General features: G+C 60.0%; 25 protein-coding genes. 9 read left to right on the top strand and 16 right to left on the bottom strand.

Annotation, left to right across the window (positions count from 1 at the left end; translation table 11 throughout):
• Positions 1–67: 67 nt before the first annotated feature.
• Positions 68–670, top strand: coding sequence for an alpha-ketoglutarate-dependent dioxygenase AlkB family protein (locus GLP43_RS01910; protein ID WP_237277981.1), 603 nt, complete (start codon positions 68–70; stop codon positions 668–670).
• Between the two features lie 2 nt (positions 671–672).
• Here GLP43_RS01910 and GLP43_RS01905 read toward each other — a convergent pair whose 3' ends face one another.
• Positions 673–1,497 carry an ABC transporter permease gene (locus tag GLP43_RS01905; RefSeq protein WP_237277980.1) on the bottom strand — a complete coding sequence of 275 codons (825 nt, stop codon included), beginning with the start codon at positions 1,495–1,497 and terminating at the stop codon, positions 673–675.
• Between the two features lie 112 nt (positions 1,498–1,609).
• Here GLP43_RS01905 and cysQ point away from each other — a divergent pair, with 112 nt between their 5' ends.
• The 8 genes from cysQ (at position 1,610) to GLP43_RS01865 (ending at position 10,714) form a co-directional block, all read left to right on the top strand.
• The gene (cysQ, locus tag GLP43_RS01900; protein WP_168592987.1) at positions 1,610–2,407 is read left to right on the top strand and encodes a 3'(2'),5'-bisphosphate nucleotidase CysQ; all 798 of its coding nucleotides are present in this window, start codon (positions 1,610–1,612) and stop codon (positions 2,405–2,407) included.
• Positions 2,407–3,207 carry a 3-deoxy-manno-octulosonate cytidylyltransferase gene (locus GLP43_RS01895; RefSeq protein WP_237277979.1) on the top strand — a complete coding sequence of 267 codons (801 nt, stop codon included), beginning with the start codon at positions 2,407–2,409 and terminating at the stop codon, positions 3,205–3,207. The genes cysQ and GLP43_RS01895 overlap by 1 nt, the downstream gene beginning before the upstream one ends.
• Before the next feature lie 281 nt (positions 3,208–3,488).
• A complete protein-coding gene (galU, locus tag GLP43_RS01890) occupies positions 3,489–4,388 on the top strand; it encodes a UTP--glucose-1-phosphate uridylyltransferase GalU (protein WP_184583623.1) in 900 nt (299 codons plus the stop codon).
• 24 nt (positions 4,389–4,412) lie between these two features.
• Complete coding sequence (galE, locus tag GLP43_RS01885; protein ID WP_237277978.1) at positions 4,413–5,396, top strand: UDP-glucose 4-epimerase GalE; 984 nt, start codon at positions 4,413–4,415, stop codon at positions 5,394–5,396.
• Positions 5,393–6,430 (top strand): glycosyltransferase family 2 protein, encoded by a 1,038-nt coding sequence (locus GLP43_RS01880; protein ID WP_237277977.1) that lies wholly within the window; start codon positions 5,393–5,395, stop codon positions 6,428–6,430. The genes galE and GLP43_RS01880 overlap by 4 nt, the downstream gene beginning before the upstream one ends.
• A gap of 173 nt (positions 6,431–6,603) precedes the next feature.
• Positions 6,604–7,590 (top strand): glycosyltransferase family 2 protein, encoded by a 987-nt coding sequence (locus GLP43_RS01875; RefSeq protein WP_237279904.1) that lies wholly within the window; start codon positions 6,604–6,606, stop codon positions 7,588–7,590.
• Positions 7,587–9,284 (top strand): beta-1,6-N-acetylglucosaminyltransferase, encoded by a 1,698-nt coding sequence (locus GLP43_RS01870; RefSeq protein WP_237277976.1) that lies wholly within the window; start codon positions 7,587–7,589, stop codon positions 9,282–9,284. The genes GLP43_RS01875 and GLP43_RS01870 overlap by 4 nt, the downstream gene beginning before the upstream one ends.
• Before the next feature lie 2 nt (positions 9,285–9,286).
• Positions 9,287–10,714 carry a sulfotransferase family 2 domain-containing protein gene (locus tag GLP43_RS01865; protein ID WP_237277975.1) on the top strand — a complete coding sequence of 476 codons (1,428 nt, stop codon included), beginning with the start codon at positions 9,287–9,289 and terminating at the stop codon, positions 10,712–10,714.
• Between the two features lie 6 nt (positions 10,715–10,720).
• Here the strand turns inward: GLP43_RS01865 and GLP43_RS01860 are convergent, their stop codons facing one another.
• The 15 genes from GLP43_RS01860 to pcaF all read right to left on the bottom strand — a co-directional run bounded on the left by GLP43_RS01860 (position 10,721) and on the right by pcaF (position 23,212).
• A complete protein-coding gene (locus tag GLP43_RS01860) occupies positions 10,721–11,185 on the bottom strand; it encodes a PTS sugar transporter subunit IIA (RefSeq protein ID WP_005850566.1) in 465 nt (154 codons plus the stop codon).
• A 42-nt stretch (positions 11,186–11,227) separates the two neighbouring features.
• The gene (gene hpf, locus GLP43_RS01855; protein ID WP_138924731.1) at positions 11,228–11,794 is read right to left on the bottom strand and encodes a ribosome hibernation-promoting factor, HPF/YfiA family; all 567 of its coding nucleotides are present in this window, start codon (positions 11,792–11,794) and stop codon (positions 11,228–11,230) included.
• 249 nt (positions 11,795–12,043) lie between these two features.
• Positions 12,044–12,802 (bottom strand): LPS export ABC transporter ATP-binding protein, encoded by a 759-nt coding sequence (lptB, locus tag GLP43_RS01850; RefSeq protein ID WP_005850564.1) that lies wholly within the window; start codon positions 12,800–12,802, stop codon positions 12,044–12,046.
• Entirely contained in the window at positions 12,802–13,296 is a 495-nt protein-coding gene (locus GLP43_RS01845) for an LptA/OstA family protein (protein ID WP_237277974.1), read from the bottom strand. The genes lptB and GLP43_RS01845 overlap by 1 nt, the downstream gene beginning before the upstream one ends.
• The gene (locus GLP43_RS01840) at positions 13,293–13,901 is read right to left on the bottom strand and encodes a hypothetical protein (protein WP_237277973.1); all 609 of its coding nucleotides are present in this window, start codon (positions 13,899–13,901) and stop codon (positions 13,293–13,295) included. Before GLP43_RS01840 ends, GLP43_RS01845 begins: the two co-directional genes overlap by 4 nt.
• 6 nt (positions 13,902–13,907) lie before the next feature.
• Positions 13,908–14,870 (bottom strand): KpsF/GutQ family sugar-phosphate isomerase, encoded by a 963-nt coding sequence (locus GLP43_RS01835; protein ID WP_237277972.1) that lies wholly within the window; start codon positions 14,868–14,870, stop codon positions 13,908–13,910.
• Positions 14,867–15,481 carry a ribonuclease D gene (locus GLP43_RS01830; RefSeq protein WP_005850559.1) on the bottom strand — a complete coding sequence of 205 codons (615 nt, stop codon included), beginning with the start codon at positions 15,479–15,481 and terminating at the stop codon, positions 14,867–14,869. The genes GLP43_RS01835 and GLP43_RS01830 overlap by 4 nt, the downstream gene beginning before the upstream one ends.
• Before the next feature lie 55 nt (positions 15,482–15,536).
• Complete coding sequence (locus tag GLP43_RS01825; protein ID WP_237277971.1) at positions 15,537–16,307, bottom strand: PaaX family transcriptional regulator C-terminal domain-containing protein; 771 nt, start codon at positions 16,305–16,307, stop codon at positions 15,537–15,539.
• Positions 16,297–18,321: a phenylacetic acid degradation bifunctional protein PaaZ gene (paaZ, locus tag GLP43_RS01820; RefSeq protein ID WP_237277970.1), complete on the bottom strand. Its 2,025-nt coding sequence runs from the start codon at positions 18,319–18,321 to the stop codon at positions 16,297–16,299. The genes GLP43_RS01825 and paaZ overlap by 11 nt, the downstream gene beginning before the upstream one ends.
• Positions 18,322–18,331: 10 nt before the next feature.
• The gene (locus tag GLP43_RS01815; RefSeq protein ID WP_237277969.1) at positions 18,332–19,396 is read right to left on the bottom strand and encodes a 2Fe-2S iron-sulfur cluster-binding protein; all 1,065 of its coding nucleotides are present in this window, start codon (positions 19,394–19,396) and stop codon (positions 18,332–18,334) included.
• 3 nt (positions 19,397–19,399) lie between these two features.
• Positions 19,400–19,867: a 1,2-phenylacetyl-CoA epoxidase subunit PaaD gene (paaD, locus tag GLP43_RS01810; RefSeq protein ID WP_237277968.1), complete on the bottom strand. Its 468-nt coding sequence runs from the start codon at positions 19,865–19,867 to the stop codon at positions 19,400–19,402.
• Positions 19,861–20,583: a 1,2-phenylacetyl-CoA epoxidase subunit PaaC gene (paaC, locus tag GLP43_RS01805; RefSeq protein WP_237279903.1), complete on the bottom strand. Its 723-nt coding sequence runs from the start codon at positions 20,581–20,583 to the stop codon at positions 19,861–19,863. Before paaC ends, paaD begins: the two co-directional genes overlap by 7 nt.
• Before the next feature lie 53 nt (positions 20,584–20,636).
• Positions 20,637–20,981: a 1,2-phenylacetyl-CoA epoxidase subunit PaaB gene (gene paaB, locus GLP43_RS01800; protein ID WP_005850550.1), complete on the bottom strand. Its 345-nt coding sequence runs from the start codon at positions 20,979–20,981 to the stop codon at positions 20,637–20,639.
• 5 nt (positions 20,982–20,986) lie between these two features.
• Positions 20,987–21,979 (bottom strand): 1,2-phenylacetyl-CoA epoxidase subunit PaaA, encoded by a 993-nt coding sequence (paaA, locus tag GLP43_RS01795; RefSeq protein WP_237277967.1) that lies wholly within the window; start codon positions 21,977–21,979, stop codon positions 20,987–20,989.
• Positions 21,980–22,009: 30 nt separating this feature from the next.
• A complete protein-coding gene (gene pcaF, locus GLP43_RS01790) occupies positions 22,010–23,212 on the bottom strand; it encodes a 3-oxoadipyl-CoA thiolase (RefSeq protein ID WP_074636548.1) in 1,203 nt (400 codons plus the stop codon).
• Positions 23,213–23,404: the final 192 nt, after the last annotated feature.

The following is a 23,404-nucleotide window of genomic DNA, read 5'->3' as shown; positions in this document are numbered from 1 at the left end:
TTGCATGAGAAAGGAGAGGCGGATTCTGCGTGGATTTTTCGCGAAAGCAGGAAAGAAGGGCGTTTAGATGACGATATTGCGGTTACGCGGCTTCGAAATTCACAAATCTTACCTTACGTTGCCGGCGCAGCGCGGGCTGCTGGATGCCGTGCGCGGGGTGGTCAAACAGGTGCCATTCTTTCGCCCTGTCGTGCCAAGCGGGCAGCAGATGTCGGTGCGCATGACATCCGCGGGGGACTACGGCTGGCTGTCCGATACGCAGGGCTATCGCTATGCACCAACTCACCCCAACGGCACCCCGTGGCCTGCAATTCCGTCCGAGGTGTTGGCGATCTGGAATGACCTGACGGGGTTGGAACGGCAGCCGGAGTCCTGCCTCATCAACTATTATGCGTCAGACGCGAAGATGGGCCTGCATCAGGACAAGAACGAGACGGATTTCCGCTGGCCGGTCGTGTCCATCTCGCTTGGCGACGAAGGAATGTTGCGCGTCGGCGGTCAAAAGCGCGGTGGCAAGACCGACAGCCTTTGGCTGCAATCGGGCGATGTCGTCGTCATGGGCGGCGAGGCACGGCTGAACTATCACGGAATCGACCGCATTCGTGCGGGGTCTTCCACGCTGTTGCCCAAGGGCGGGCGGATCAACATTACGCTGCGGGTCGTGACCTGAGCCTAGCGTCGCGCGCTCCAGCTCGCGGAGGCATGTTTACGGGTGTAGAATTCACCCATCAGCCCGATCACCATCAGGACCACACCGACCCAAACCGCATATTCCCAGTTACTATAGCGCGGGTTGTAGTTGATAAACGCATATCCACGCGCCTGATCGATGACGTGGAATAAGGGGTTCCAGTCGAACATGGCCAGCATGAAGGACGGCAGCGAATTGGCCAGAAACATCTTGCCCGAGGCGATCATATTTGCCCGCTGGTAGATCGTCGTGAAGATCTGTGTAAAGGCCGGTGCCCAGGGTTTGATGGCCAGCAGCACCATCCCCACGGCCACGCCCGTAAACCACGCGATCATCAGCATGAACATCACGCCCGATGGGTCGTAAATCACCACCGGATTGAAGGCGAGGTGGTAGACCGACATGATCAGGATTAGCGATAGCACCTGGATATAGAGCGCGCCCAAAGCCGCCGCAGCCAGTGCGATCATCGTGGTCATCGGCGCGTGTTTCATCATCGCGCTTGCCGGCCCCTCGGCCGCGGCAACGGCGGAAACCGTTTTCGTATGCACCAGGAACAGAAAGATGCCGGTCATGATGTAGATCACGAAATCGCCCCGAATGGCCGACCCGCGCATCCCCAGAACCGAGAACATGACATAGAACACGCCGACAAAGATCACCGCCTGCAGGATGTTGATCCCGATGGCCGCAAAGGCATTGTTGTGCTGTTTGCGCACGGAGCGCACGATAGAATGGTAAACAAGTTCGAAAAAGTTAACGGCCGAGCGGAAATTGCCCGTGTTGGTGCGCCTTGGTTGAAACATCGTAAAGCCTCTTTGTGACGTACCCTCGCACGGAATTCTTGCTGTTCCGTCAAGGCGCAATCATAAGGGGTTTGCGCAAAGTAATCAACGAAACTGAAAAGGCCGCGACATTATGGATTATGAGCAACTGGTAACGGTGATGCGCCGTTTGTCGATCGAAGCAGGCGACAAGATCATGGAGATTTACGGCGCGGATGACTTCGAGGTCAAAACCAAATCTGACGAAAGCCCCGTGACCATTGCCGACGAAGCGGCGGACAAGATCATCTCGGACGGGCTGCGCGCGGCGTTCCCTGATGTGATGCTTGTCACGGAAGAACAATCGGCCACCCATTCGGCATCGGGCGATACATTCCTGATCGTGGACCCGCTGGACGGCACCAAAGAGTTTATCAATCGTCGTGGCGATTTCACCGTGAATATCGCGCTGGTCGAAGGCGGCGTGCCGACGCGTGGTGTTGTCTATGCCCCCGCCCGTTCGCGGATGTTCTTTACGCTGGCCGATGGCAGCGCGGTCGAGGAAACCGGCGATTTCCCCAAAGATAGCATGGGCCCTGTGCAGCCGATATCAGTCTCTACGCCGGATAATGCCGCGCTGATGGTGGTCGCGTCTAAGTCGCACCGCGATCAGGCGACCGATGACTACATCGCGAAGTACAACGTGCGCGACATGAAAAGCGCGGGCTCGTCGCTGAAGTTCTGCCTGATCGCCACGGGCGAGGCGGACCTGTACCCGCGCGTGGGCCGGACGATGGAATGGGACACCGCCGCAGGCCACGCGGTTCTGACTGGCGCTGGTGGGGCCGTTGTGCGCTTTGACGACCTGACCCCGTTGACCTACGGCAAAGCCGATTTTGCCAACCCCTTTTTTATCGCCCATGCGCCGGGCGTTGATCTGAAAGCCTCCTGATGTCGGTCCTTATTGTCATTCCCGCGCGCTATGCCTCTACCCGCTATCCGGCGAAACCGCTGGCGCTGTTGACAGGGGCGAGCGGTACGGCACGCAGCCTGATCGAACGCAGCTGGCGTGCTGCCTGCGAGGTTCAGGGCGTCGACAAGGTCGTCGTGGCCACCGATGATGATCGCATCAAGGACGCCGCCGAAGCCTTCGGGGCCGAGGTGGTGATGACCTCGGTCGACTGTGCCAACGGAACAGAGCGTTGCGCCGAAGCCCATGCAGTTCTGGGCGGTGGCTATGACGTCGTGGTGAACCTGCAAGGCGACGCGCCGCTGACACCGCACTGGTTTGTCGAAAGCCTTGTGCAGGGTCTGCAAGGCGACCCTGATGCGGGGATCGCGACGCCTGTGTTGCGCTGCGATGGCGCGGCGTTGAACGGGCTGCTGGCCGACCGCAAAGCGGGTCGGGTGGGCGGCACCACCGCCGTTTTCGCAGCGGATCATGCGGCGATGTATTTTTCAAAGGAAGTCGTGCCCTTCACGTCGAAAACTTATGAGGATACCGATCCCACGCCGGTGTTCCACCACGTGGGCGTCTATGCCTATCGCCCCGACGCGCTGGCGGCCTATCCGTCGTGGAAGGTCGGCCCGCTTGAACAGCTTGAAGGGTTGGAGCAGCTGCGCTTCATGGAAAACAGCCACAAGGTGCTCTGCGTCGAGGTCGAGGCCAAGGGCCGCCAGTTCTGGGAGCTGAACAACCCCGAAGATGTGCCAAAGATCGAAGCGATGATGGCCGAGATGGGGTTGGCGTGACCCCACCGCCCCACCGCCATCACCAATATTGCGATGGGGCGTGCAACCTGTAATGAATAAAGCCACGGCGATCCGACGTTTTGATTTATTTAACGAAAACGACGGATAAGGCTCAAAGATGTGCAAGCTGCGGCATAAAGGAGCTTTTGACCGCAAAATCAGCAAGAAGCCGCCATATTTTAGGCGCTGCCTATATTTAGGGCTGGCAGCATGGTGGTTTGCAATTCAATGAGCGCTAATTCGGTTATCCGCACGTAAATGTATAAAGGCGACGATTTCACATGGCTAAGAAAGTAACAAAAGCGATTTTTCCGGTGGCAGGTTTGGGAACGCGGTTTTTGCCCGCGACAAAATCTGTCCCCAAAGAGATCATGACGTTGGTCGATCGCCCGCTGGTGCAATACGCCATCGACGAGGCCCGCGCGGCGGGCATTAAGGAATTCATCTTTGTCACCTCCCGCGGCAAGGGCGCGCTGGAAGATTACTTTGACCACTCTCCCGTGCTGGAACAGGAACTACGCTCCAAGGGCAAGACAGAGCTGATGGAGATCCTGAAAAGCACCAATATGGACAGCGGTGCCATCGCCTATATCCGCCAACACAAAGCGCTTGGTCTGGGCCACGCGGTATGGTGCGCCCGTCGTCTGATCGGCAACGAACCCTTTGCGGTGATGCTGCCCGACGATGTGATCGCTGCCGACAAACCCTGCCTGCAGCAGATGATCGAAGCCTATAACGAAACCGGCGGCAACATGGTTGCGGCGATGGAAGTGAACCCTGAGAAATCCTCCTCTTACGGGATGCTGGACATCGACGACGGTCAAACCGATGGCGAGCTCGTCAAGGTGAAGGGCATGGTCGAAAAGCCCAAGGCTGAAGACGCGCCGTCGAACCTTGCCGTAATCGGTCGCTATATCCTGTCGCCGAACGTGCTGAAAAACCTGAACCAACTGAAGTCCGGCTCGGGCGGGGAAATCCAGCTGACCGACGCTATTGCGGCAGAGCTGACCCAAGGAAACGATGTCTATGGCTACCGCTTCAAGGGCCAGCGTTTCGACTGCGGCTCCAAATCCGGTTTCCTACAGGCGACCGTGTCTTTCGGGTTGGCACGTGAAGAGCTGCGCGATGATCTGCGTGCGTATTTGCAAGACATCATGCAGGGTGAAACCGCGGCGCAATAAGCGCTGGACGATAGGGACGGGCGTATGGCGAATATCTTGGTCACCGGCGGCGCGGGCTATATCGGGTCGCACGCGTGCAAGGCACTGGCCGCCGCAGGGCATACCCCCGTCACCTTCGATAATCTGGTCACCGGCTGGCGTGACGCAGTAAAATTCGGCCCGTTCGTGCAGGGTGACCTGCTGAACCGCGCCGAGATTGACGCTGCGTTTGAAAAATACCAGCCGGTCGCCGTCATGCATTTTGCCGCGCTCAGCCAAGTGGGCGACAGCATGAAGCAACCCGGCACCTATTGGCGCAACAACGTCGAAGGGTCGTTGAACCTGATCGAGGCGACGGTCGCCGCAGGCTGCAAACACTTCGTCTTTTCGTCCACCTGCGCGACCTATGGCGATCAGGACAATGTCGTGCTGGATGAGAATAGCGCGCAGCATCCCATCAACGCCTACGGGGCCTCCAAACGCGCGATCGAAGATATCCTGCGCGATTTCGAGGCCGCTTATGGCCTGCAAAGCGTGATCTTCCGCTATTTCAACGTGGCCGGTGCCGACCCCGAGGGGGAAGTGGGCGAATTCCACCAGCCCGAGACACATTTGATCCCGCTGATGCTGGACGCTATCGACGGCAAACGGGATGCGCTGACGATTTTTGGCACCGATTACGACACGCCCGATGGCACCTGCATTCGTGACTATGTGCATGTCTGCGATCTGGTCGATGCCCATGTTCTGGGGCTGAAATGGCTGCTAAAGGATAAGGGCAGCCGCGTGTTCAATCTGGGCACCGGCACCGGGTTTTCCGTGCGCGAGGTTGTGGAGCACAGCCGCGAGGTCACCAACCGCGCCGTGCCCATGACCGAAGGCGACCGGCGGCCGGGCGATTGCACCAAACTGGTCTCGGGCTCGGTCCGCGCCGAGACAGAGCTGGGCTGGCGGCCCACACGGTCGACCTTGCAGCAGATGATCACCGACGCCTGGAGATGGCACCAGACCGGCCACTATAGCGCATGACCGACAGCGCCGCTGTTCCCGCATCCCGAGGGGCCCGCTTGTGGGGTGCCTATCGGATGCGGTTGAAACGGCGGCGGCTGCTGTGGCGTGCGTTGCGGTCGCGGCATCAGTTGAAAGCGCCAACGCGGCCCGCCATTCCGCGCGATGGCGTGCTCGCCTTTGTCGTGCTGCGTAACGAGTCCGCGCGGCTTGCGTATTTTCTGGATCACTACCGCGATCTTGGGGTTGCGCATTTTCTGATGATCGACAATGGCAGTGACGATGGCAGTACCGAAATGCTGGCGGCACAGCCCGATGTGACCCTGTGGCAAACCTCTGCCAGCTATCGCGCGTCGCGGTTCGGGCTGGATTGGCTGAACTGGTTGCTGTGGCGGCATGGGCACGGGCGCTGGTGCCTGACCGTCGATGCGGACGAGCTGCTAGTCTATGACCAGATGGAGACGCGGAAACTGCCCGCGTTGACCGATCAACTAGAGCGTAAAGCGCGCAAAGGGTTCGGCACGCTGATGCTGGATATGTTCCCGAAGGGCCCATTGGGCGCGCAGTCCTATGCCACCGGCCAAGACCCGGCGCAGGTGCTGGATTGGTTCGACCCCGCCCCCTATCGGGCGGTACGCCAGTGGCCGACGAACAATCTTTGGGTGCAGGGCGGTGCCCGCGAACGGGTTTTCTTTGCCGATTGCCCCACGCAGTCACCGACGCTGAACAAGATACCGCTGATCCGCTGGCATCGGCGCTATGTCTATCTGAATTCGACCCATTCCCTCCTGCCGCCCGCGCTGAATGACATCTACGATGGGCCGAGGGGGAAGACGGTCTCGGGGGTTTTGCTGCACAGTAAGTTCCTGCCAGAGATTATTGCGAAGTCCCGTCAGGAAAAGGCGCGGGGGCAGCATTTTCACAACCCGGAACAGTTTGACGGTTACTATGACCAGATCGCTGACTCCCCCGATCTGTGGCACGCCGATGCGCGGCGCTATACCGGACCGGCGGATCTGGAAGACAGCGACCTGATGCGCAGCCCCTGGGCTTGATATTCCTCGGTCCTGCCCGTCATTCCGGCAACGCGTAACTGTTTCAAAGTACGTTGTTTATGAACACGGCCCATGACATATTGGCTTGGAACCTGATGGGATGAGGGCCTTAGACCGGCGGGGCGTTCCGCGCAGGGTATGGAGAACACGTGAGCCTTTGGGATTCTTACAAGATGCGCGTGCGGCGCAAGCGGCGGTTGATCCGGGCGCTGCGCAAGTCGTCCGAGCTGACACATGTTCAGGACAACACCAGCGCCATCCGTCCCGATGATGTCTTGCTTGTCTGCACCATGCGGAACGAGAAAATCAGGCTCCCGTATTTTCTGGAGTATTATCGAGAGCTGGGGATCAACCATTTTCTCTTTGTCGATAACGGGTCCGACGACGGCAGTGCCGATTACCTGCGCGGGATGAAGGATGTCTCTGTCTGGCATACTGATGCCAGCTATCGGTGGTCGGGGTTCGGTGTCGACTGGATGAACTACCTCAAACGCAAATACGCGCACGGGCATTGGGTGCTGGTGGTCGATCCGGATGAATTCTTTGTCTATCCGTTTTGCGATACGCGGCCGGTTCAGGCGCTGACCGACTGGCTGGACAACTGCGAGATCCGCAGCTTTGGCGCGATGCTGCTGGATGTCTACCCCAAGGGACGGCTGGGGGATGAACCCTATCAAGAGGGCCAGAACCCGATGGAGATCGCATCGTGGTTCGACAGCGGCAACTACGCGATCTCGCGCAATGCCAAATATGGAAACCTGTGGATACAGGGCGGGCCGCGTGCGCGTGTGTTTTTTAAGCACAAGCCCGCCAAGGCCCCCGCGCTGAACAAGGTGCCTCTGGTCAAATGGGACCGGCGGTATGCCTATGTCAGTTCGACCCATATGCTGCTGCCGCGCGGGTTGAACCGGGTCTATGATGAATGGGGCGGAGAGAAAGCATCAGGCGTGCTGCTTCATGCCAAATTCCTGGATACCTTTAGCGCCAAGGCGGCAGAGGAACTTGTGCGCGGCCAGCACTATGCCAAATCCATCGAATACAAGACCTATGCCAACAACCCCGACCAGAACCCGCAGCTGTGGGGCAAGTGGTCCGAGAAATATATCAACTGGCGCCAGCTTGAGATTCTGGGCCTCATGTCCAAGGGGAACTGGGCATGAGCGTCGGGATCGTCATGCTGGTGCACACCGCCCTTGGCCGCGCCGAACAGGTCGCGCGGCATTGGGCGGCGGCGGGCTGTCCGGTGGTGATCCATGTCGATAAATCGGTGCCACGCCAGACCCATGATGCTTTTGTGCAGGCGCTGGCGGATGTGCCCGCACTGGTGTTCAGCAAACGATACCGTTGCGAATGGGGGACATGGGGGCTGGTGGCCGCCTCGCAAACCGCGTCCGAGATGATGCTGAACCGCTTTCCGGATGTGCGCCATGTGTATCTGGCGTCGGGGTCATGTCTGCCGCTGCGTCCGGTGAAAGAACTGATCGACTATCTTGCCGCCCGCCCGCGCACCGATTTTATCGAAAGCGCCACCACAGCCGATGTGCCCTGGACCGTTGGCGGGCTGGACGAAGAACGCTTTACCATGCGCTTTCCTTTTTCGTGGAAACGGCGGCGCTATCTGTTCGACAAGGCGGTGGCCTTTCAACGGTTTGTTGGGCTGAAACGTCGTATCCCCAAGGGGATCGTGCCGCATATGGGGTCGCAATGGTGGTGCCTGACGCGGCAAACCCTGTCGGCGATCCTGCAAGATCCGAAACGCGCCGCCTACGACGCCTATTTCCGCCACGTCTGGATACCGGATGAAAGCTATTTCCAGACGCTCGCACGGCTGTATTCGACCCAGATCGAAAGCCGGTCACTGACGCTGTCCAAGTTCGATTTTCAGGGCAAGCCGCATATCTTTTACGACGATCACCTCCAGCTTTTGCGGCGGTCCGATTGCTTTGTCGCGCGCAAGATCTGGCCCAAGGCAGACAGACTCTACGAGGCTTTCCTTACCGATGAGGCGGGCGCGATGAAACGGACAGAGCCGAACCCCGGCAAGATCGACCGTGTCTTTGCCAAAGCGGTTGAACGGCGCACGCGGGGGCGGGCGGGGCTCTATATGCAAAGCCGCTTCCCCAATGAAGATTGGGAAAACGGCGTTACCGCCGCGCCCTATTCCGTGTTTCAGGGATTTGTCGAGCTGTTCGAGAACTTTGAACCCTGGCTCACCAAATCCACTGGCGCGCGGGTGCATGGCCATCTGTTCGCACCGGATCGCGTGCATTTTGCCGATGGGCAGAACTCGATCAACGGGGCGCTGAGCAATAGCGCCAAGATACGCGACTATGACCCCAAGGCGTTTCTGACCAATCTGATCTGGAACACCCGTGGCGAACGTCAATGTTTCCAGTTCGGCCCGCAGGACAATCAGGATATCGTCTGGGACATCGCCAAGGATCCGAATGCGCAGGTGTCGGTGATCACCGGGGCTTGGGCCGTGCCGCTGTTCCGGTCCAATCAGGATTTCGCCGACATTCGCCGCACCGCCGCCGCGTTGCAAAAGATCGAAAGCGAACACATGAAGGTGCTGCGGTCGCATTACGCCAAGGCGCGGGTGCGTATCTGGACGATGGCCGAATTCATCGAAGCCCCGATGGAGCCGCTGCAAAGCATTCTGGACGAGATCGGGCAGGTCAAAACCGGTCGTCTGTCCGAAGTGCCAAAGATGGCGGACCTCACCGGCTTTGGCCAATTCCTGCAGAACCTCAAGAACCAGGGGATGCACCCCTATCTGATGGGCGACTTCCCCGTTGAACGTGGCATGTCGGCGCCCCAGAAACCGCCGCGCAAACCCTATCTGGTGCAATAAATATGAGTTCTAAATTCAAAAGCTTTGTCGTCTTTGCCGAAATGCGCACGGGCTCCAACTTTCTGGAGAGTAACCTGAATGCCTTTGACGGGATCACCTGCCACGGCGAGGCCTTCAACCCGCATTTTATCGGCTACCCCAAAAGCACCGAGATTTTGGGCATAGACCAGCAGACACGGGACGACGACCCGACAAAGCTGCTGGACGCGATACGCGACAAGACCAAGGGCATCGGCGGGTTTCGCTATTTCCACAACCATGATCCGCGCGTGCTGGACCCGCTGCTGGAAGACGACACCTGCGCCAAGATCATCCTGACGCGCAACCCTGTCGAAAGCTACGTCAGCTGGAAGATCGCGCGCAGCACGGGGCAGTGGAAACTGACGGATGTGAAAGCGCGGAAGAAGGCGCAAGCCGTCTTTGACGAAGAAGAATTCTCGGACCACCTAGAGGCGCTTCAGGCGTTCCAGCTGACACTGTTGAACCGGTTGCAGACGCTGGGGCAGACGGCGTTTTACGTGGCTTATGAGGATCTGCAAAGCGTCGAGGTGATGAACGGTCTAGCGCGGTATCTGGGCGTGGATCACCCGCTAGAGGCGTTGGATAAAAGTCTGAAAAAACAGAACCCCGACCCGATCTCGGCCAAGGTCAGCAATTATGACGATATGCTGGATGCGCTTGGCCGGATGGATCGCTTCGACCTGACCCGCACCCCGAATTTCGAACCCCGACGCGGGCCGGTGGTGCCGTCCTATGTCGTGGCGGCCGAAGCTCCGTTGCTTTATCTGCCCTTGCGCAGCGGGCCAGAGCCGCAGGTGCTGGACTGGATGGCGGCGCTGGATGGTGTCGGGCGGGACAAGCTGCAAACCAAGTTGAACCAGAAGCAGTTGCGCCAATGGAAGCGCCGGCATCCCGGTCACCGCAGTTTCACCGTGCTGCGGCATCCGGTGGACCGTGCTCATGACGCGTTCTGCCGGCACATCGTGACCACGGGCAAAGGTAGCTACCCGCAGCTGCGCACGACGTTGATCAACCGCTACAAGCTGCCGCTGCCGAAAGGCGAACCGGACAACAGCTATGACGCCGATGCGCATCGCGCGGCGTTCAAGGCGTTTCTGACCTTCCTCAAGGGGAATCTGAACGGGCAGACAGCAATTCGTGTGGATCAGGCGTGGTGCACGCAGGCGCAGGCGGTACAGGGTTTCGGCGAATTCGCCTTGCCCGACCGGATCATCCGCGAGGAAGAGCTGGCCGCAGAGCTGTCAGCCTTGGCGCAAAGCGTCGGGGTGCAACCGCCCGCAACGCTGCCCGCACGACCCGCAACCCACCCCTATGCGCTGGCCGACATCTATGATGCCGACATCGAAAAACGCGCATCCGACGCGTACCAGCGGGACTATATGATGTTCGGGTTCAAAAGCTGGGGGTAGCGCCGCTTAGGCGGCCTGCGTTGCCTGTGCTTCGGTCAGGATCGCGTAAAGCGTGGCGGGGTCCGGGTTGGCCCGCAGCTTAGAGCAGACAGAGGCATTGCGCAGGGTACGCGACACCAGCGCAAGCGCCTTGAGGTGTTCGACACCCGCGCTTTCAGGGGCAAACAGCGCAAAGGCGATATCGACCGGCTGGCGGTCGACCGCGTTGAAATCGATCGGCTTGTCCAGAAGCACAAAGGCCCCCAGCACATTGTCCAGACCTTCAAGCCGCGCGTGGGGCAGCGCGACCCCGTGGCCCACGCCTGTCGGACCAAGGGATTCGCGCGTCATCAAGGCTTCGACCACCGCGGCGGCTTTCAACCCGTAAGCATTATGCGCCAGCTCCCCGATATCGTGGAGCAGGCGTTTCTTGCTTGAGGCCGATGTGAGGACTTTGACAGCCCCCGGTTTTAGGAGTTTCGCAAAATTCATTCTGCTCGCTCTGTTCTCGGCCGCTGATGGGTCCGGTTTGTGTTACGACGGATCGATCCAGCCGATGTTCCCATCCTCGCGACGGTAGACAACGTTTACGCCTTCTTGGCCGTCTTTGCGGAAGACCACGACAGGCGTTCCCGAAATTTCCATCTGCATCACAGCTTCACCCACAGACAAGGTCGCGATCTTGGTCTGCATTTCCGCGATGATCATGGGTTGGAGTGTTTCGGGTTCCTGCGCGTCTGAATCGCTTTCTGAGGCGAGGATATACGAGGATGCACCGAAAAGTTCAACCGGTTGCGCACGCTCGCGATGGTGATCTTTCAACCGTCGCTTGTAGCGCCTTAGCTGCTTTTCCATCTTTGCTGCACATGAATCGAAAGATCCATAGATATCAGTAGCATGCGCTTTCGCTGACGCCGTAAGGCCAGTCGATAGGTGCACCGTCGCTTCGCAGACAAACTCGTGACCGGATTTGGAAAAGATGACATTCGCGTCCGTCGGACGCTCAGCATACTTCTGGACAGCTTCGCCCAATTCCGTTTTCACATGCGTTTGCAGGGCTTCGCCGATGTCGATTTGTTTGCCACTGATTTGGTACCGCATAAATTCTCCTTGTTCTTATGATCCGGACAACACCATAGGCCGCATAAAATGCGGTAAAGGCGGGGTCAGATGCGGGTGAATGACGATGCGACGAGTTTGAGAGACACCATCCCTTTGGGAAGGGGGGGATGCAGCACAAACATGATACGCCGTCTCGCCATAGTCCTATTGAGCGCGTGATTGGGCCGCGTTGTCAAATGAATCCGGCGCATGGATGTGCGGAAACTAGCGCAATATGTCTGTAGTTGATTAGGAAATGCGGAAGTTATCGCCCAAGTAGACCCGGCGTACATTCTCGTTCTGCACGACCTCTTCGGGGGTGCCGGACATTAGCACAGTGCCTTCGTGCAAGATGTAGGCGCGGTCCACAATATCCAATGTTTCCCGTACGTTATGGTCGGTGATCAGCACGCCAATGCCGCGCTTTTTCAGATCGGCAACCAGATGGCGGATGTCATCCACCGAAATCGGGTCCACGCCCGCAAAGGGTTCGTCAAGCAGCAGGTACTTGGGATCGGCCGCCAGACAGCGGGCGATTTCCACGCGGCGACGCTCCCCGCCTGACAGGGCCAAGGCAGGCGCACGGCGCAGGTGTTCGATGGAAAATTCCGACAGCAAAGCTTCAAGCCGCTCACGCCGCCCGCGCGCGTCAGAGATAGAGATATCCAGAATCGCCGAGATATTGTCTTGCACGCTGAGCCCGCGAAAGATGCTCATCTCTTGCGGAAGGTAGCCGATGCCAAGCTGTGCGCGGCGATACATCGGCAGGGTGGTGACGTTCTTGCCATCAATCGTGACAGTGCCGCCTTCGGGCATGACCAGCCCCGCAACCGCGTAAAAGGTGGTCGTCTTGCCGGACCCGTTCGGCCCCAGCAGGGCAACAACCTCGCCCCGGTTCAGCTCCATCGAGAAGTCGCGGATGACGGTTTTCTTGCGGTAGGATTTACGCAGATGTTCGATGCGCAGACCGCTTGCGCCATCCGTGACCGTCAAATTCGGGGAAGACATCAGTTGTTGCTGCCCGTTTGCAGGATTGTTTTCACGCGGCCGGACATCTGCGCCGTGCCGTCCGACAGCTTGACGCTCATCGTGTCAGAGCTGAGCGCATTGCGCCCTTGGGTCAGCAGCACGTTCCCCGACATCACGATCGTGCCCGTGTCGATGTCGTAATCCGCGCGCTCTGATTCGGCGGCGTCTTTGCCTGATACAAGGGTCACACCGCCCGTTGCTTCAAGCCGCGCGATGCCTTCAGCCTCTGCACGGTACACAACCAGAACGCGTGCGGCGGAGAGGCGCATCTCGCCCTGACCGATCAGCACATTCCCAGTGAAAACAGCCGATCCGTCCGCTTGATCGACTGACAGGTTGTCGGCGGTCACCTCGACGGGCAGGCCGGTATCCTGACGGATCGACCCAAAGGCCACATTGGTCCCCTGTGCGGCGATTGGCATCGCGGAAAGGAGCAGAAAAACGGGCAGCAGTAGGTGTTTCACGTGCGTCACTCTGATTTGGATTTCGGTTTGTATATCAGCTTCACCCGGTTTGTGAAAACCAATTGGGGGGCGGTTTGATCATCTGTTTGCGTTATCGACATGGCTCCGGCCTCTAGATTACCACCGGGGGTCGTGCCGAACACGGTTCCCGGCGACTGGATGTTTAGGCCGGAGAGGTCAGACGTGATCTTCTCGCTTTGCAGCCGGTATCCGGTCGAGGTCGTCAGGATCACCTTGCCCAGCAGATCGGCCACGTCTTTGGCGATGTCAAAATCAGCGAGATCCGATTGCAGGCGAAAGGTCGATCCCTCGGGGGTGTTGATCGTCGCACGCAGGTTTTCGGCGTGGTTCATGCCAGTCTGCCCGTCGGGCCGGGTCAGCACATCGGCATAGAACGACAGTTCGTCCCCCTCTGCCGTTGCGCCGGTAAAGAAGGGACCGGTGATCTGCTGGTCGCGCAGGCGATCTTGCACCTCTTTCTCGGCAAAGGGGATGGCCTGCCCGGGATCAATCGCGCGCGACAGCAGGAACAGGGTCGACAGCAGGCCAAGCGCTGCCAAGGGGAACAGCACCTTGAGCCAAGAGATCAGCCTTGTGTAACGGTCCCCCTGCATCGCGCCCTAGCCCAGACCGACGCGTAGGCAGTCGTGGATATGCAGCAGACCTGCGGGGACGTCCCCTTGGGCGGGGTCCAGCACCAGCAGACAGGTGATCTTGCGGGCGTTCATGATGCCCACGGCCTTTTCCGCCAGCGCGTCGGGTGCGACGGTGACAGGGGTCGGCGTCATGACCTCGCGCGCGGTTTTGGACATCAACCCATCAAGGTGACGCCCCAAATCGCCGCTGGTGATGATACCGGCCAGCGCGCCGTTGCTGTCGGTGACAATCACCACGCCAAAGGATTTGCTGCTCATCGCCATCAGCGCGTCGGACATCGGGGCATCGACCTGCACCAGCGGAAGCGCATCACCCGTGTGCATCAGATCAGCGACGCGGCTAAGCCGTGCGCCAAGTTTGCCACCGGGGTGGAATTCGCGGAAATGCTCGGCGGTGAAGGCGCGGTTTTCCATCAGGGCAATCGCCACAGCATCCCCCATTGCCAGCGTCATCGTGGTCGATGTCGACGGCACCACGCCGGTCCCGCAGGCCTCTGCCAGTTGCGGCAGCTCCAGCACCACGTCGCAGTGCGCACCAAGGCTGCTTTGCGCGCGGCTGGTGATGCCGATCAGCGGGATGGAAAAGCGGCGCGAATAGGCGATCAGATTGGCAAGCTCCGGCGCTTCGCCCGAGTTAGAGATCGCAAGCACCACATCGCTGCTGGTGATCATCCCCAGATCGCCGTGGCTTGCCTCGGCAGGGTGGACGAATTGCGCGGGCGTGCCCGTGCTTGCCAGCGTCGCGGCGATCTTTTTGGCGATATGGCCGGACTTGCCGATGCCGGTGACAATCACCCGCCCACGGGTCGCGACCAGCAGGTCGATCGCCTGACGAAACCGGTCGTCCAGACTGTCGGCGAGTTGTTCAAGCGCTTGGGCTTCGGTGCGGATGACGCGGCGGGCGGTATCTAGGAAAGGTGTGGTCATGCGTGTGCAAAAATATCCGTTTCGGGCCAGCCGTCCAAATCGAGTTGGGCACGGGTTGGCAAAAATTCAAAACACGCTTGCGCGAGCTCGATGCGTCCTTCGCGGATCAACATCTGGTTCAGCACGTCCCGCAGCTTGTGCAGGTGCAGCACGTCCGAGGCGGCATAGTCGATCTGCGCTTTGGTCAGCGTCTCGGCACCCCAATCGCTGGATTGCTGCTGTTTGGAGATATCGACGCTCAGCAGTTCTTGGCAGAGTTTGGCAAGCCCGTGGCGGTCGGTATAGGTGCGCACAAGGCGGCTGGCGATCTTGGTGCAATAGACCGGCGCGGCCTTGGCCCCAAAGGTGTTCAGCAAGGCTGCGATGTCAAACCGGCCATAGTGGAACAGCTTGAGCACATGCGGGTCTTCGAGCAGGGCACAAAGATTAGGGGCCTCGGTCTGGCCCTTGGCGATCTGGACCAGATGCGCGTTCCCGTCACCGCCAGACAGCTGCACGACACACAGCCGGTCACGGTGAGGATGCAGCCCCATGGTTTCGCAGTCAATGGCGACCATCGGTCCAAGGTTAAGCCCGTCGGGCAGGTCATTTTGGTAAACTGTATTTGTCATGCCCTCCCTATATCCCGACGGCGCGCGTTGGGAAAGCATCGCTTTCTGCGCGGCCTCAAGCGGTGGCGATTTCCGGCAGGTCGGGGCGTGGGTAGGCTGCAAGCAGAGCAGCAACCCTTTGATGCGCGACTAGACCGGCCCAATCATCGCGGATCAGCGGACGCGGCAGCGCAGGGTGCTTCAGCGCAAGGCGGCGCCAATTATGCACGATTAGGCAGCGTAGGGTCGCAATTTGTAACGGCGTTAGCGTGTCGGCACCGGCAAGGTCGCGCGCGACATGGTGCAAGGCGTCTGACAGCTGCGCATAGCTTTCGGCAAGAGAGGCAGGCTCTAGCTGGCGTTTCATCCAGTCGGGGGCAGCCTGACCGGGCAGCATGGCGGCATCGTTCGGCACAGGCAGGGCGGCATCCCCGACATAAAGGCGCGGCATCAAGGTGGTGAACCCCGCCTTTTCCAGCGCGCCGGTGTCGGCGTCATCGGTCACGATCATTTGCCAGTGTTCCGGCAGATCGTCAGGGGTGGCGTAGATCCGGCCACTGGCCGCCTGACTTTGTGCGCGGCCTTCGGGGGTCAGGCTGTGATGGCTGATCCGCCCGTGTTTCTCGGAGGCGATCCATTTGTCCTTGCGCAAACGATGCAGAGCCACGCGCGCGGCCTCGGGGCGGACGTCCATCGCCGACATGATCGCCGACAGCACCGGCCCGCCGATGATCTGCCCTTCCTGTCGGGCCAGATCACCAAAGAGACTGATCATAAGGGACCAGACGCGCTGGCCGCCAAGGTCTTTCAGAGGGGCGATCGCAAGGTCAAAGTCGTCAATAGGCATTCATCGTCAGCAATTCATACTCGGCCACGGCGGCATCATCCTGATTGGTCAGGGTCACGTGCCAGCGTACCTCACCGTATTCGTCATTGCGAGGCGTCTTTGCCTTGACGCTCAGCCGGACCTTGATGCTGTCGCCCGCCTGCACCGGTGCCATAAAGCGCAGGTTGTCCAGCCCGGTGTTCGCCAGCACAGGGCCGGGGTCAGGCTGCACGAACAGCCCGGCGGCAAAGCTTAGCAGCAGATAGCCATGGGCAACACGGCCCGGAAAGAACGGGTTCGCCTTGGCGGCGGCGTCATCCATATGCGCGTAAAACGTATCACCGGTGAAATGGGCGAAAGTCTCGATATCCTCCAGCGACACGGTGCGGCTGGCAGAATTGAAAGTCTCGCCCAGATCCAGCGCGCCAAAGTGGCGGGTGAAGGGGTGGCCGCGGTCCGAAATCTCGGTCGCGCCGGGCACCCATTGCTTGCCGATGGCGGTCAGAATATCGGGGCTGCCCTGAATGGCGGTGCGCTGCATGTAATGCATGACGCCGCGCACGCCGCCCAGTTCCTCGCCGCCACCTGCACGCCCCGGCCCCCCGTGGACCATGTGGGGCAGGGGGGCACCGTGGCCCGTCGCCTCGGCCATCGAGTCGCGGTTGTTGAAATAGAGCCGCCCGTGAAACGCGCCTGCGCCCATCACCATGTCGCGCGCGGTCTCGCCGTCGCGGGTGATGATGGATGCGACCAGCGACCCTTTGCCCTTGTTCAGCAGCGCGACGGCATGATCGGTGTCACGGTAAGGCATGATGGTGGACACAGGGCCAAAAGCCTCGGTGTCGTGCACATGCGTGGCGGCATCGGGATCGGCGCAGTGGAACAGCATCGGCGGGATAAACGCACCTTTCTGCGCATCCGCACCCTCGACCGTAAAGGCATCGGGGTCGCCAAAGACACGCGCTGCCTCTGACCCGATCAGGGCGGCTTTCTCAAGCACGTCGCGGCGCTGCGATTGCGAAACAAGCGCGCCCATTTTCGTGCCCTCAAGACGGGGATCGCCGATGGTGACTTTGGCCAGCCGGTCCGACAGCGCAGCGATCAGCGCATCCACATGGGGTTGCGGTACCATGATCCGGCGGATGGCGGTGCACTTCTGCCCCGCCTTGGCCGTCATCTCGCGCTGGACCTCTTTCACAAACAGATCAAACTCGGGCGTGCCGGGGCCCGCATCAGACCCTAACACAGAGGCATTGAGACTATCCTGTTCAGACGCGAACCGGACGGAGCGTTCGACCAACACAGGGTTGCTGCGCAGTTTCAGCGCGGTTTCGGCAGAGCCTGTAAAGCTAACGACATCCTGACAATCGAGGTGGTCCAGCATATCGCCCAAGCCCCCCGTCACCAACTGGATCGCGCCGTCTGGCAGAATACCGGACTGGATCATCAGGCGGAAACAGGCCTCGGTCACCTGACAGCTGGCGGTGGCGGGTTTGACGATGGCGGGCACGCCCGCAAGCAGCGTCGGGGCGAGCTTTTCCAACATGCCCCAAACGGGGAAGTTGAAGGCGTTGATATGCACCGCGACGCCCTGCAGCGGCGTGCAGATGTGGCGCCCCATGAACTGACCGGTGCGGCCCAACTGTTCCACGGGACCGTCCAGATAGATCTGGTCATCCGGCATCTCGCGGCGACCCTTGGCGGCGTAGACCTGCATCGTGCCGATGCCGCCATCCACGTCGATCAGGTGATCGGCCTGCGTGCCGCCTGTGTCGAACGACAGCTCGTATAGGCTCTGTTTATGGTCATTGAGGTAAAGCGCGACGGCCTTGAGCATCTTGGCGCGGTCATGAAACGTCAGCCTGCGCAGGGCAGGGCCGCCGATGTCACGGGCAAAGGCCAGCATCGTCTGAACCTGCAGCGCGTCATTGCCTGCTTGGGCGATGATCTCGCCGGTGATCGCGCTTGCGATGTTGCGTGCACCGGCACCGGGGTTGATCCATTGTCCGGCGGCAAAGCTTTGGATATCGCGCATATTGGGCCCCTTAGTGATGGTCGTAGTCAATGAAAAGCGTGTCGCTCAGCGGATAGCTTTGGCAGCTCAGCCGGTATCCGCGTTCAACTTCGTAATCTTCCAGCGCGTGGTTCGACAGCATCTCGACCTCACCTTCGGTCACCTTGCACATGCAGGTCGAACAGACCCCCGCCTTGCAGGCAAAGGGCGCATCAAGGTTATTCTCTAGCGCGGCATCCAGCACCGACTGCCCCTTGGTCATGGTAAAGCTGTGCTGCGCGCCGTCGATTTTGACGGTCACCTGCGTTTGCGCCTGACCCTCGCTGCGCTTGGCCATTTCCTGTTTCGCCAGACGACCCTGTTGGCTTTCGCTGAACAGCTCGAACTTGATCTGATCAGGCTCTAACCCGTGGGTTTTCAGGGCATCCGCGATGGCCAGCATCATCGGCTCCGGCCCGCAGATAAAGGCCATGTCCATGTCCGACACGTCGATCCAGGTCTTGAACAACTCGGCGCATTTATTCTGGTCTACACGGCCGGTGAACAGGTCGATGTCTTGGCCGCTTTCCAGCATGTGGATGACGCTCAACCGGCCCATATAGCGGTTCTTGAGATCCTCCAGCTCTTCGCGGAACATGATCGTGTTCACAGCGCGGTTGGCATAGACCAGCGTAAAGGTCGATTTGGGCTCGCGTTTCAGCACCGTCTTGAGGATCGACAGCACGGGCGTGATCCCAGACCCGCCGGCAAAGCCAAGGTAATTCCGCGCGCGATCAGGCTCTAACCCGGCGGAAAACGTGCCTTGGGGGGGCATGGCATGCAGCGTATCCCCGACCTTCAATACCTCGTTCGCAAAGGTAGAGAAGGCACCGCCATCGACCCGCTTGATCCCCACTTGCAGCACGCCGTCGTCCAGACCGGCGCAAATGGAATAGTTGCGGCGCAGCTCGGTCCCGTCGAAATCCTGTTTGAAGGTCAGATACTGACCCTGCTTGAAGGCAAACGCCTTTGGGTCTTCGGGCTGCAGGGTCAAGACCACCGCGTCGCGGATGGTGCGGTGAATATCAGTCACTAATAAGGGGAGGAATTGGCTCATGGGTCAGATACACTTAAAATAATCGAAGGGTTCCAGACAGTCGGTGCAGCGCCATTGCGCCTTGCATGGGGTCGATCCGAACTGGCTGATCTTTTCCAGATGCGTCGATTGGCAACGGGGGCAGTGTTCAGGGCCACCTGCGGGTTGGGGCGGGGCGATGCCGTAGCTTTCCAGCTTGGCACGGCCCGCGTCGGTCATCCAGTCAGAGGTCCAGGCAGGCGAAAGTTGCCGCTTTAGAGCCAGTTTTTCGATCCCGTGCCCGCGTAATGCCGTTTCGATATCAAGGTTGATGATCGTCGTCGCGGGGCAGCCGGAATAAGTCGGCGTCACCGTGACCTCTAGCGTGTCATCCTGCCATTGCACATCGCGGATGATCCCCAGATCAGTGAGCGAGATTACCGGAATCTCGGGGTCCGGCACGGCGTGGAGCCAGCCCCAAACAGTCTCTAACGAAGGTTTTTCGACTACCATGTCGCATCCGGGTAGGCGCGTTGCAGCCATTGCATCTGCGTCAGCATATGCCCCAGATGTTCCGAATGGCGCTTACCGGATTTGCCGCCGTGATGGCCGAAATCGCTTTCGGGCCGTGTCAGCGTGGCGGCGGTGAAGATATCGTTCACCAAGGTATCGTAGGCGGCGCGCAGGGACGCAGGATCGGGCGCGATGCCTGCTGCGACCATAGCCTCGTCCACGGCGTCCGCGACGAACATTTCCCCGACATAGGGCCATAACAGGTCCAGCGCGTTCTGCATGCGGCGGTGGCTTTCCTCGGTGCCGTCGCCCAGGCCGATCACCGTGTCTGTCGCGCGCTCCAGATGGTAGGTCACCTCTTTGCTCGACTTTTCCGCGATGGCGGCGATCTGTGCATCACTGCTTTCCATCAGGGCGGTCAGCTGCGACAGGTGCCATGCGTCAAACAGAAACTGGCGCATGATCGTCTGGCCGAAATCGCCGTTGGGCTGTTCGACCAACAACAGATTGCGGAAATCCCAAACGTCACGGTGAAAGGCCAGCCGATCCGCATCGCGACCCGCGTCTTCAACCTTGCCTGCCAGATCCAGCCACAGCGTGGTCTGGCCGATCAGGTCCAGCGCGGTATTCGCCAGCGCGATGTCTTCCTCCAGCACGGGGGCGTGGCCGCACCATTCCGAAACGCGGTGCCCCAGAACAAGGGTGTTATCCCCCATCCGGCATAGAAATTCGAACATATCGCCTTTGTTAGGGTCTATATTTGCCGTGCTCACATCGCCCCCACTTCGTCTGGAATGTCAAAGAAGGTGGGGTGGCGGTAGACTTTGTCGTTGGCGGGCTCGTACAGCGGGCCTTTTTCCTCGGGCGAGGAGGCGGCGATATGGGCGGCCTCGACGACCCAGATGCTCACGCCTTCGTTGCGACGGGTATAAACATCGCGGGCATTCTTGATCGCCATTTCGGCGTCAGCGGCGTGAAGCGACCCGACGTGGCGATGGCTCAGCCCGTGCTGACCGCGAATGAAGATCTCGAACAGGGGCCATTCATCGGCGCGCGCCTTGCCGTGGTCGACCGCTTGGGTGCCGGGGTAGGGTTTTGCTTCTGGGCTGCTCATCTTGCTTACTCCGCTGCCAGTTTCGCGGCGCGTTTCTTCGCCGCATGTGCCATCAAACCGTCCCGCACCCACGCGCCGTCGTCCCACGCCTTGTTGCGCGCGGCGAGCCGTTCGGTATTGCAGGGGCCATTGCCCTTGAGCACGTCAAAGAATTCGTCCCAATCGGGCTGGGTAAAGTCGTAATGCCCGCGTTCCTCGTTCCACTTCAGATCGGGGTCGGGAACGGTGAGGCCCAGATATTCGGCCTGCGGGACACATTCATCGACGAACTTCTGACGCAGTTCGTCGTTGGAGTTCATCTTGATCTTCCACGCCATAGATTGCGCCGAATGGACAGAGTTTTCGTCCGACGGGCCAAACATCATCAGCGCGGGGCCCCAGAAGCGGTTCAACGCGTCCTGCGCCATCTTGCGCTGCGCCTCTGTGCCCTTCGCCATCTTCATCATGATGTCGTAGCCTTGGCGCTGGTGGAACGATTCCTCTTTGCAGATACGTACCATCGCGCGGGCATAGGGGCCGTAGGATGTGCGTTGCAGGGGCACCTGGTTCATGATCGCGGCCCCATCCACGAGCCAGCCGACAGCCCCCATATCGGCCCATGTTAGGGTCGGATAATTGAAGATAGAGCTGTATTTCATCTTGCCCGACAGCAGGTCGCGGGTCAGCTGGTCACGGCTGACCCCCAGTGTTTCGGCGGCACAATAGAGATACAGACCGTGGCCTGCCTCGTCCTGCACCTTGGCGAGCAGGATCGCCTTACGTTCCAGCGTCGGGGCGCGGGTGATCCAGTTGCCTTCTGGCAACTGGCCCACGATTTCCGAATGCGCGTGCTGGCCGATCTGCCGGACGAGGTTCTTGCGATACCCCTCAGGCATCCAGTCTTTCGGTTCGATCTTGCCGCCCGCATTTATCCGTTCCTGAAAGGCGCGTTCCTGCGGATCCATCTCTTCGAGAGATTTGACACCTTGGCCGGTGGATTTGATCATCTGTGCATACATCGTTCAGATCCTTTCAGGGGGATAATTGCGTTAAGCGCGTTCGAGGATGATGGCGACGCCTTGGCCGACGCCGACACACATGGTGCACAGCGCATAGCGGCCGCCTGTGCGTTTCAACTGCAGGGCTGCGGTCATGACCAGACGGGCACCGGACATCCCCAGCGGGTGACCGATGGCAATCGCGCCGCCGTTGGCATTCACATGAGGTGCATCATCCGCCACGCCAAGCGCGCGCAAAGTGGCGATCCCTTGCGAAGCGAATGCTTCGTTCAGTTCGATCACATCCATCTGGTCGATGGTCAGACCTGCGCGGGCCAGAACTTTCTGGCTGGCAGGAACAGGGCCGATGCCCATGACGCGCGGTTCAACACCGGCGGCAGAGATCCCGACAACGCGTGCAATCGGGGTCAACCCGTGCTGCGACGCCGCCGCCTCAGAGGCCATCAGCATCGCCGCCGCGCCGTCGTTGACGCCAGAGGCATTGCCCGCGGTCACGGTCAGGTCGGGGCCGTTGATCGGGCGCAGCTTGGTCAGCGCTTCGATCGTGGTGCCGGGGCGCGGGTGTTCGTCGCGGTCAAAGACAATCGGGTCGCCCTTGCGCTGCGGGATCGACACGGGGGTGATCTCGTCGGCGAAAACACCGGCCTTGTCCGCCGCTTCCCAACGGTCCTGACTGCGCTTGGCAAAGGCGTCCTGATCTTCGCGGCTGATATCATAATCCGTAGCCACGTTGTCGCCGGTTTCGGGCATGGATTCGACGCCGTATTGCGCCTTCATCTTGGGGTTCACAAAGCGCCAGCCGATGGTGGTGTCATAGACAGCGTTGTTGCGCGAGAAGGCGGTTTCTGCCTTGGGCATCACGAAAGGCGCGCGGGTCATGCTTTCGACACCGCCGGCAATCGCCAGATCCATGTCGCCGGATTTGATCGCGCGGGCCGCGGCACCGACGGCATCCATGCCAGAGGCACATAGGCGGTTGATCGTTGCACCGGGCACATCGACCGGCAGACCGGCCAGCAGGGCGGCCATACGGGCCACGTTACGGTTGTCTTCGCCGGCCTGGTTGGCACAGCCAAAGATCACGTCATCGATTTTGGACCAATCCAGATCAGGATTGCGGGCCATCAGTGCGGCAATCGGTGCCGCTGCCAGATCATCGGCGCGGACCGATGACAATGCGCCGCCAAAGCGGCCGATGGGTGTGCGCTGTGCGTCACAAATAAAAGCGTCCATGAAAGTCTCCCTTGGTTGACGAGCGTAGGGATAGTCGCGATTCGACGCAACTTAAATGTTACCTGACATTTTTCAGTTTGTATATTTTGTAACATAAGGGCGGGTAGGGTAACGCGCAAGGCGGTCTGTTCGGGCGGCTTGGGCAAAGCGCGCAACCTTCCCCCGCAGGAGCGCTGGAACAGGGGTGGAAAC

The organism is Sulfitobacter sp. M39 (assembly GCF_021735935.1).
In the GTDB taxonomy this organism is placed as follows: Bacteria; Pseudomonadota; Alphaproteobacteria; order Rhodobacterales; family Rhodobacteraceae; genus Sulfitobacter.
Note: the sequence above shows the minus strand (reverse complement) of the source record. Positions and strands in the feature narration are given on the sequence as shown.

Coding starts and splice junctions, on each gene's coding strand:
- cysQ (WP_168592987.1), top strand. CDS start 1,610: ATGGATTATGAGCAACTGGTAACGGTGATGCGCCGTTTGTCGATCGAA.
- GLP43_RS01870 (WP_237277976.1), top strand. CDS start 7,587: ATGAGCGTCGGGATCGTCATGCTGGTGCACACCGCCCTTGGCCGCGCC.
- GLP43_RS01895 (WP_237277979.1), top strand. CDS start 2,407: ATGTCGGTCCTTATTGTCATTCCCGCGCGCTATGCCTCTACCCGCTAT.
- galE (WP_237277978.1), top strand. CDS start 4,413: ATGGCGAATATCTTGGTCACCGGCGGCGCGGGCTATATCGGGTCGCAC.
- paaA (WP_237277967.1), bottom strand. CDS start 21,979: ATGTATGCACAGATGATCAAATCCACCGGCCAAGGTGTCAAATCTCTC.
- GLP43_RS01875 (WP_237279904.1), top strand. CDS start 6,604: ATGCGCGTGCGGCGCAAGCGGCGGTTGATCCGGGCGCTGCGCAAGTCG.
- paaB (WP_005850550.1), bottom strand. CDS start 20,981: ATGAGCAGCCCAGAAGCAAAACCCTACCCCGGCACCCAAGCGGTCGAC.
- GLP43_RS01835 (WP_237277972.1), bottom strand. CDS start 14,870: ATGACCACACCTTTCCTAGATACCGCCCGCCGCGTCATCCGCACCGAA.
- pcaF (WP_074636548.1), bottom strand. CDS start 23,212: ATGGACGCTTTTATTTGTGACGCACAGCGCACACCCATCGGCCGCTTT.
- paaC (WP_237279903.1), bottom strand. CDS start 20,583: ATGGGGGATAACACCCTTGTTCTGGGGCACCGCGTTTCGGAATGGTGC.
- GLP43_RS01815 (WP_237277969.1), bottom strand. CDS start 19,396: ATGAGCCAATTCCTCCCCTTATTAGTGACTGATATTCACCGCACCATC.
- galU (WP_184583623.1), top strand. CDS start 3,489: ATGGCTAAGAAAGTAACAAAAGCGATTTTTCCGGTGGCAGGTTTGGGA.
- paaZ (WP_237277970.1), bottom strand. CDS start 18,321: ATGCGCGATATCCAAAGCTTTGCCGCCGGACAATGGATCAACCCCGGT.
- GLP43_RS01825 (WP_237277971.1), bottom strand. CDS start 16,307: ATGCCTATTGACGACTTTGACCTTGCGATCGCCCCTCTGAAAGACCTT.
- GLP43_RS01865 (WP_237277975.1), top strand. CDS start 9,287: ATGAGTTCTAAATTCAAAAGCTTTGTCGTCTTTGCCGAAATGCGCACG.
- lptB (WP_005850564.1), bottom strand. CDS start 12,802: ATGTCTTCCCCGAATTTGACGGTCACGGATGGCGCAAGCGGTCTGCGC.
- GLP43_RS01905 (WP_237277980.1), bottom strand. CDS start 1,497: ATGTTTCAACCAAGGCGCACCAACACGGGCAATTTCCGCTCGGCCGTT.
- GLP43_RS01860 (WP_005850566.1), bottom strand. CDS start 11,185: ATGAATTTTGCGAAACTCCTAAAACCGGGGGCTGTCAAAGTCCTCACA.
- hpf (WP_138924731.1), bottom strand. CDS start 11,794: ATGCGGTACCAAATCAGTGGCAAACAAATCGACATCGGCGAAGCCCTG.
- GLP43_RS01910 (WP_237277981.1), top strand. CDS start 68: ATGACGATATTGCGGTTACGCGGCTTCGAAATTCACAAATCTTACCTT.
- GLP43_RS01830 (WP_005850559.1), bottom strand. CDS start 15,481: ATGACAAATACAGTTTACCAAAATGACCTGCCCGACGGGCTTAACCTT.
- paaD (WP_237277968.1), bottom strand. CDS start 19,867: ATGGTAGTCGAAAAACCTTCGTTAGAGACTGTTTGGGGCTGGCTCCAC.
- GLP43_RS01840 (WP_237277973.1), bottom strand. CDS start 13,901: ATGCAGGGGGACCGTTACACAAGGCTGATCTCTTGGCTCAAGGTGCTG.
- GLP43_RS01880 (WP_237277977.1), top strand. CDS start 5,393: ATGACCGACAGCGCCGCTGTTCCCGCATCCCGAGGGGCCCGCTTGTGG.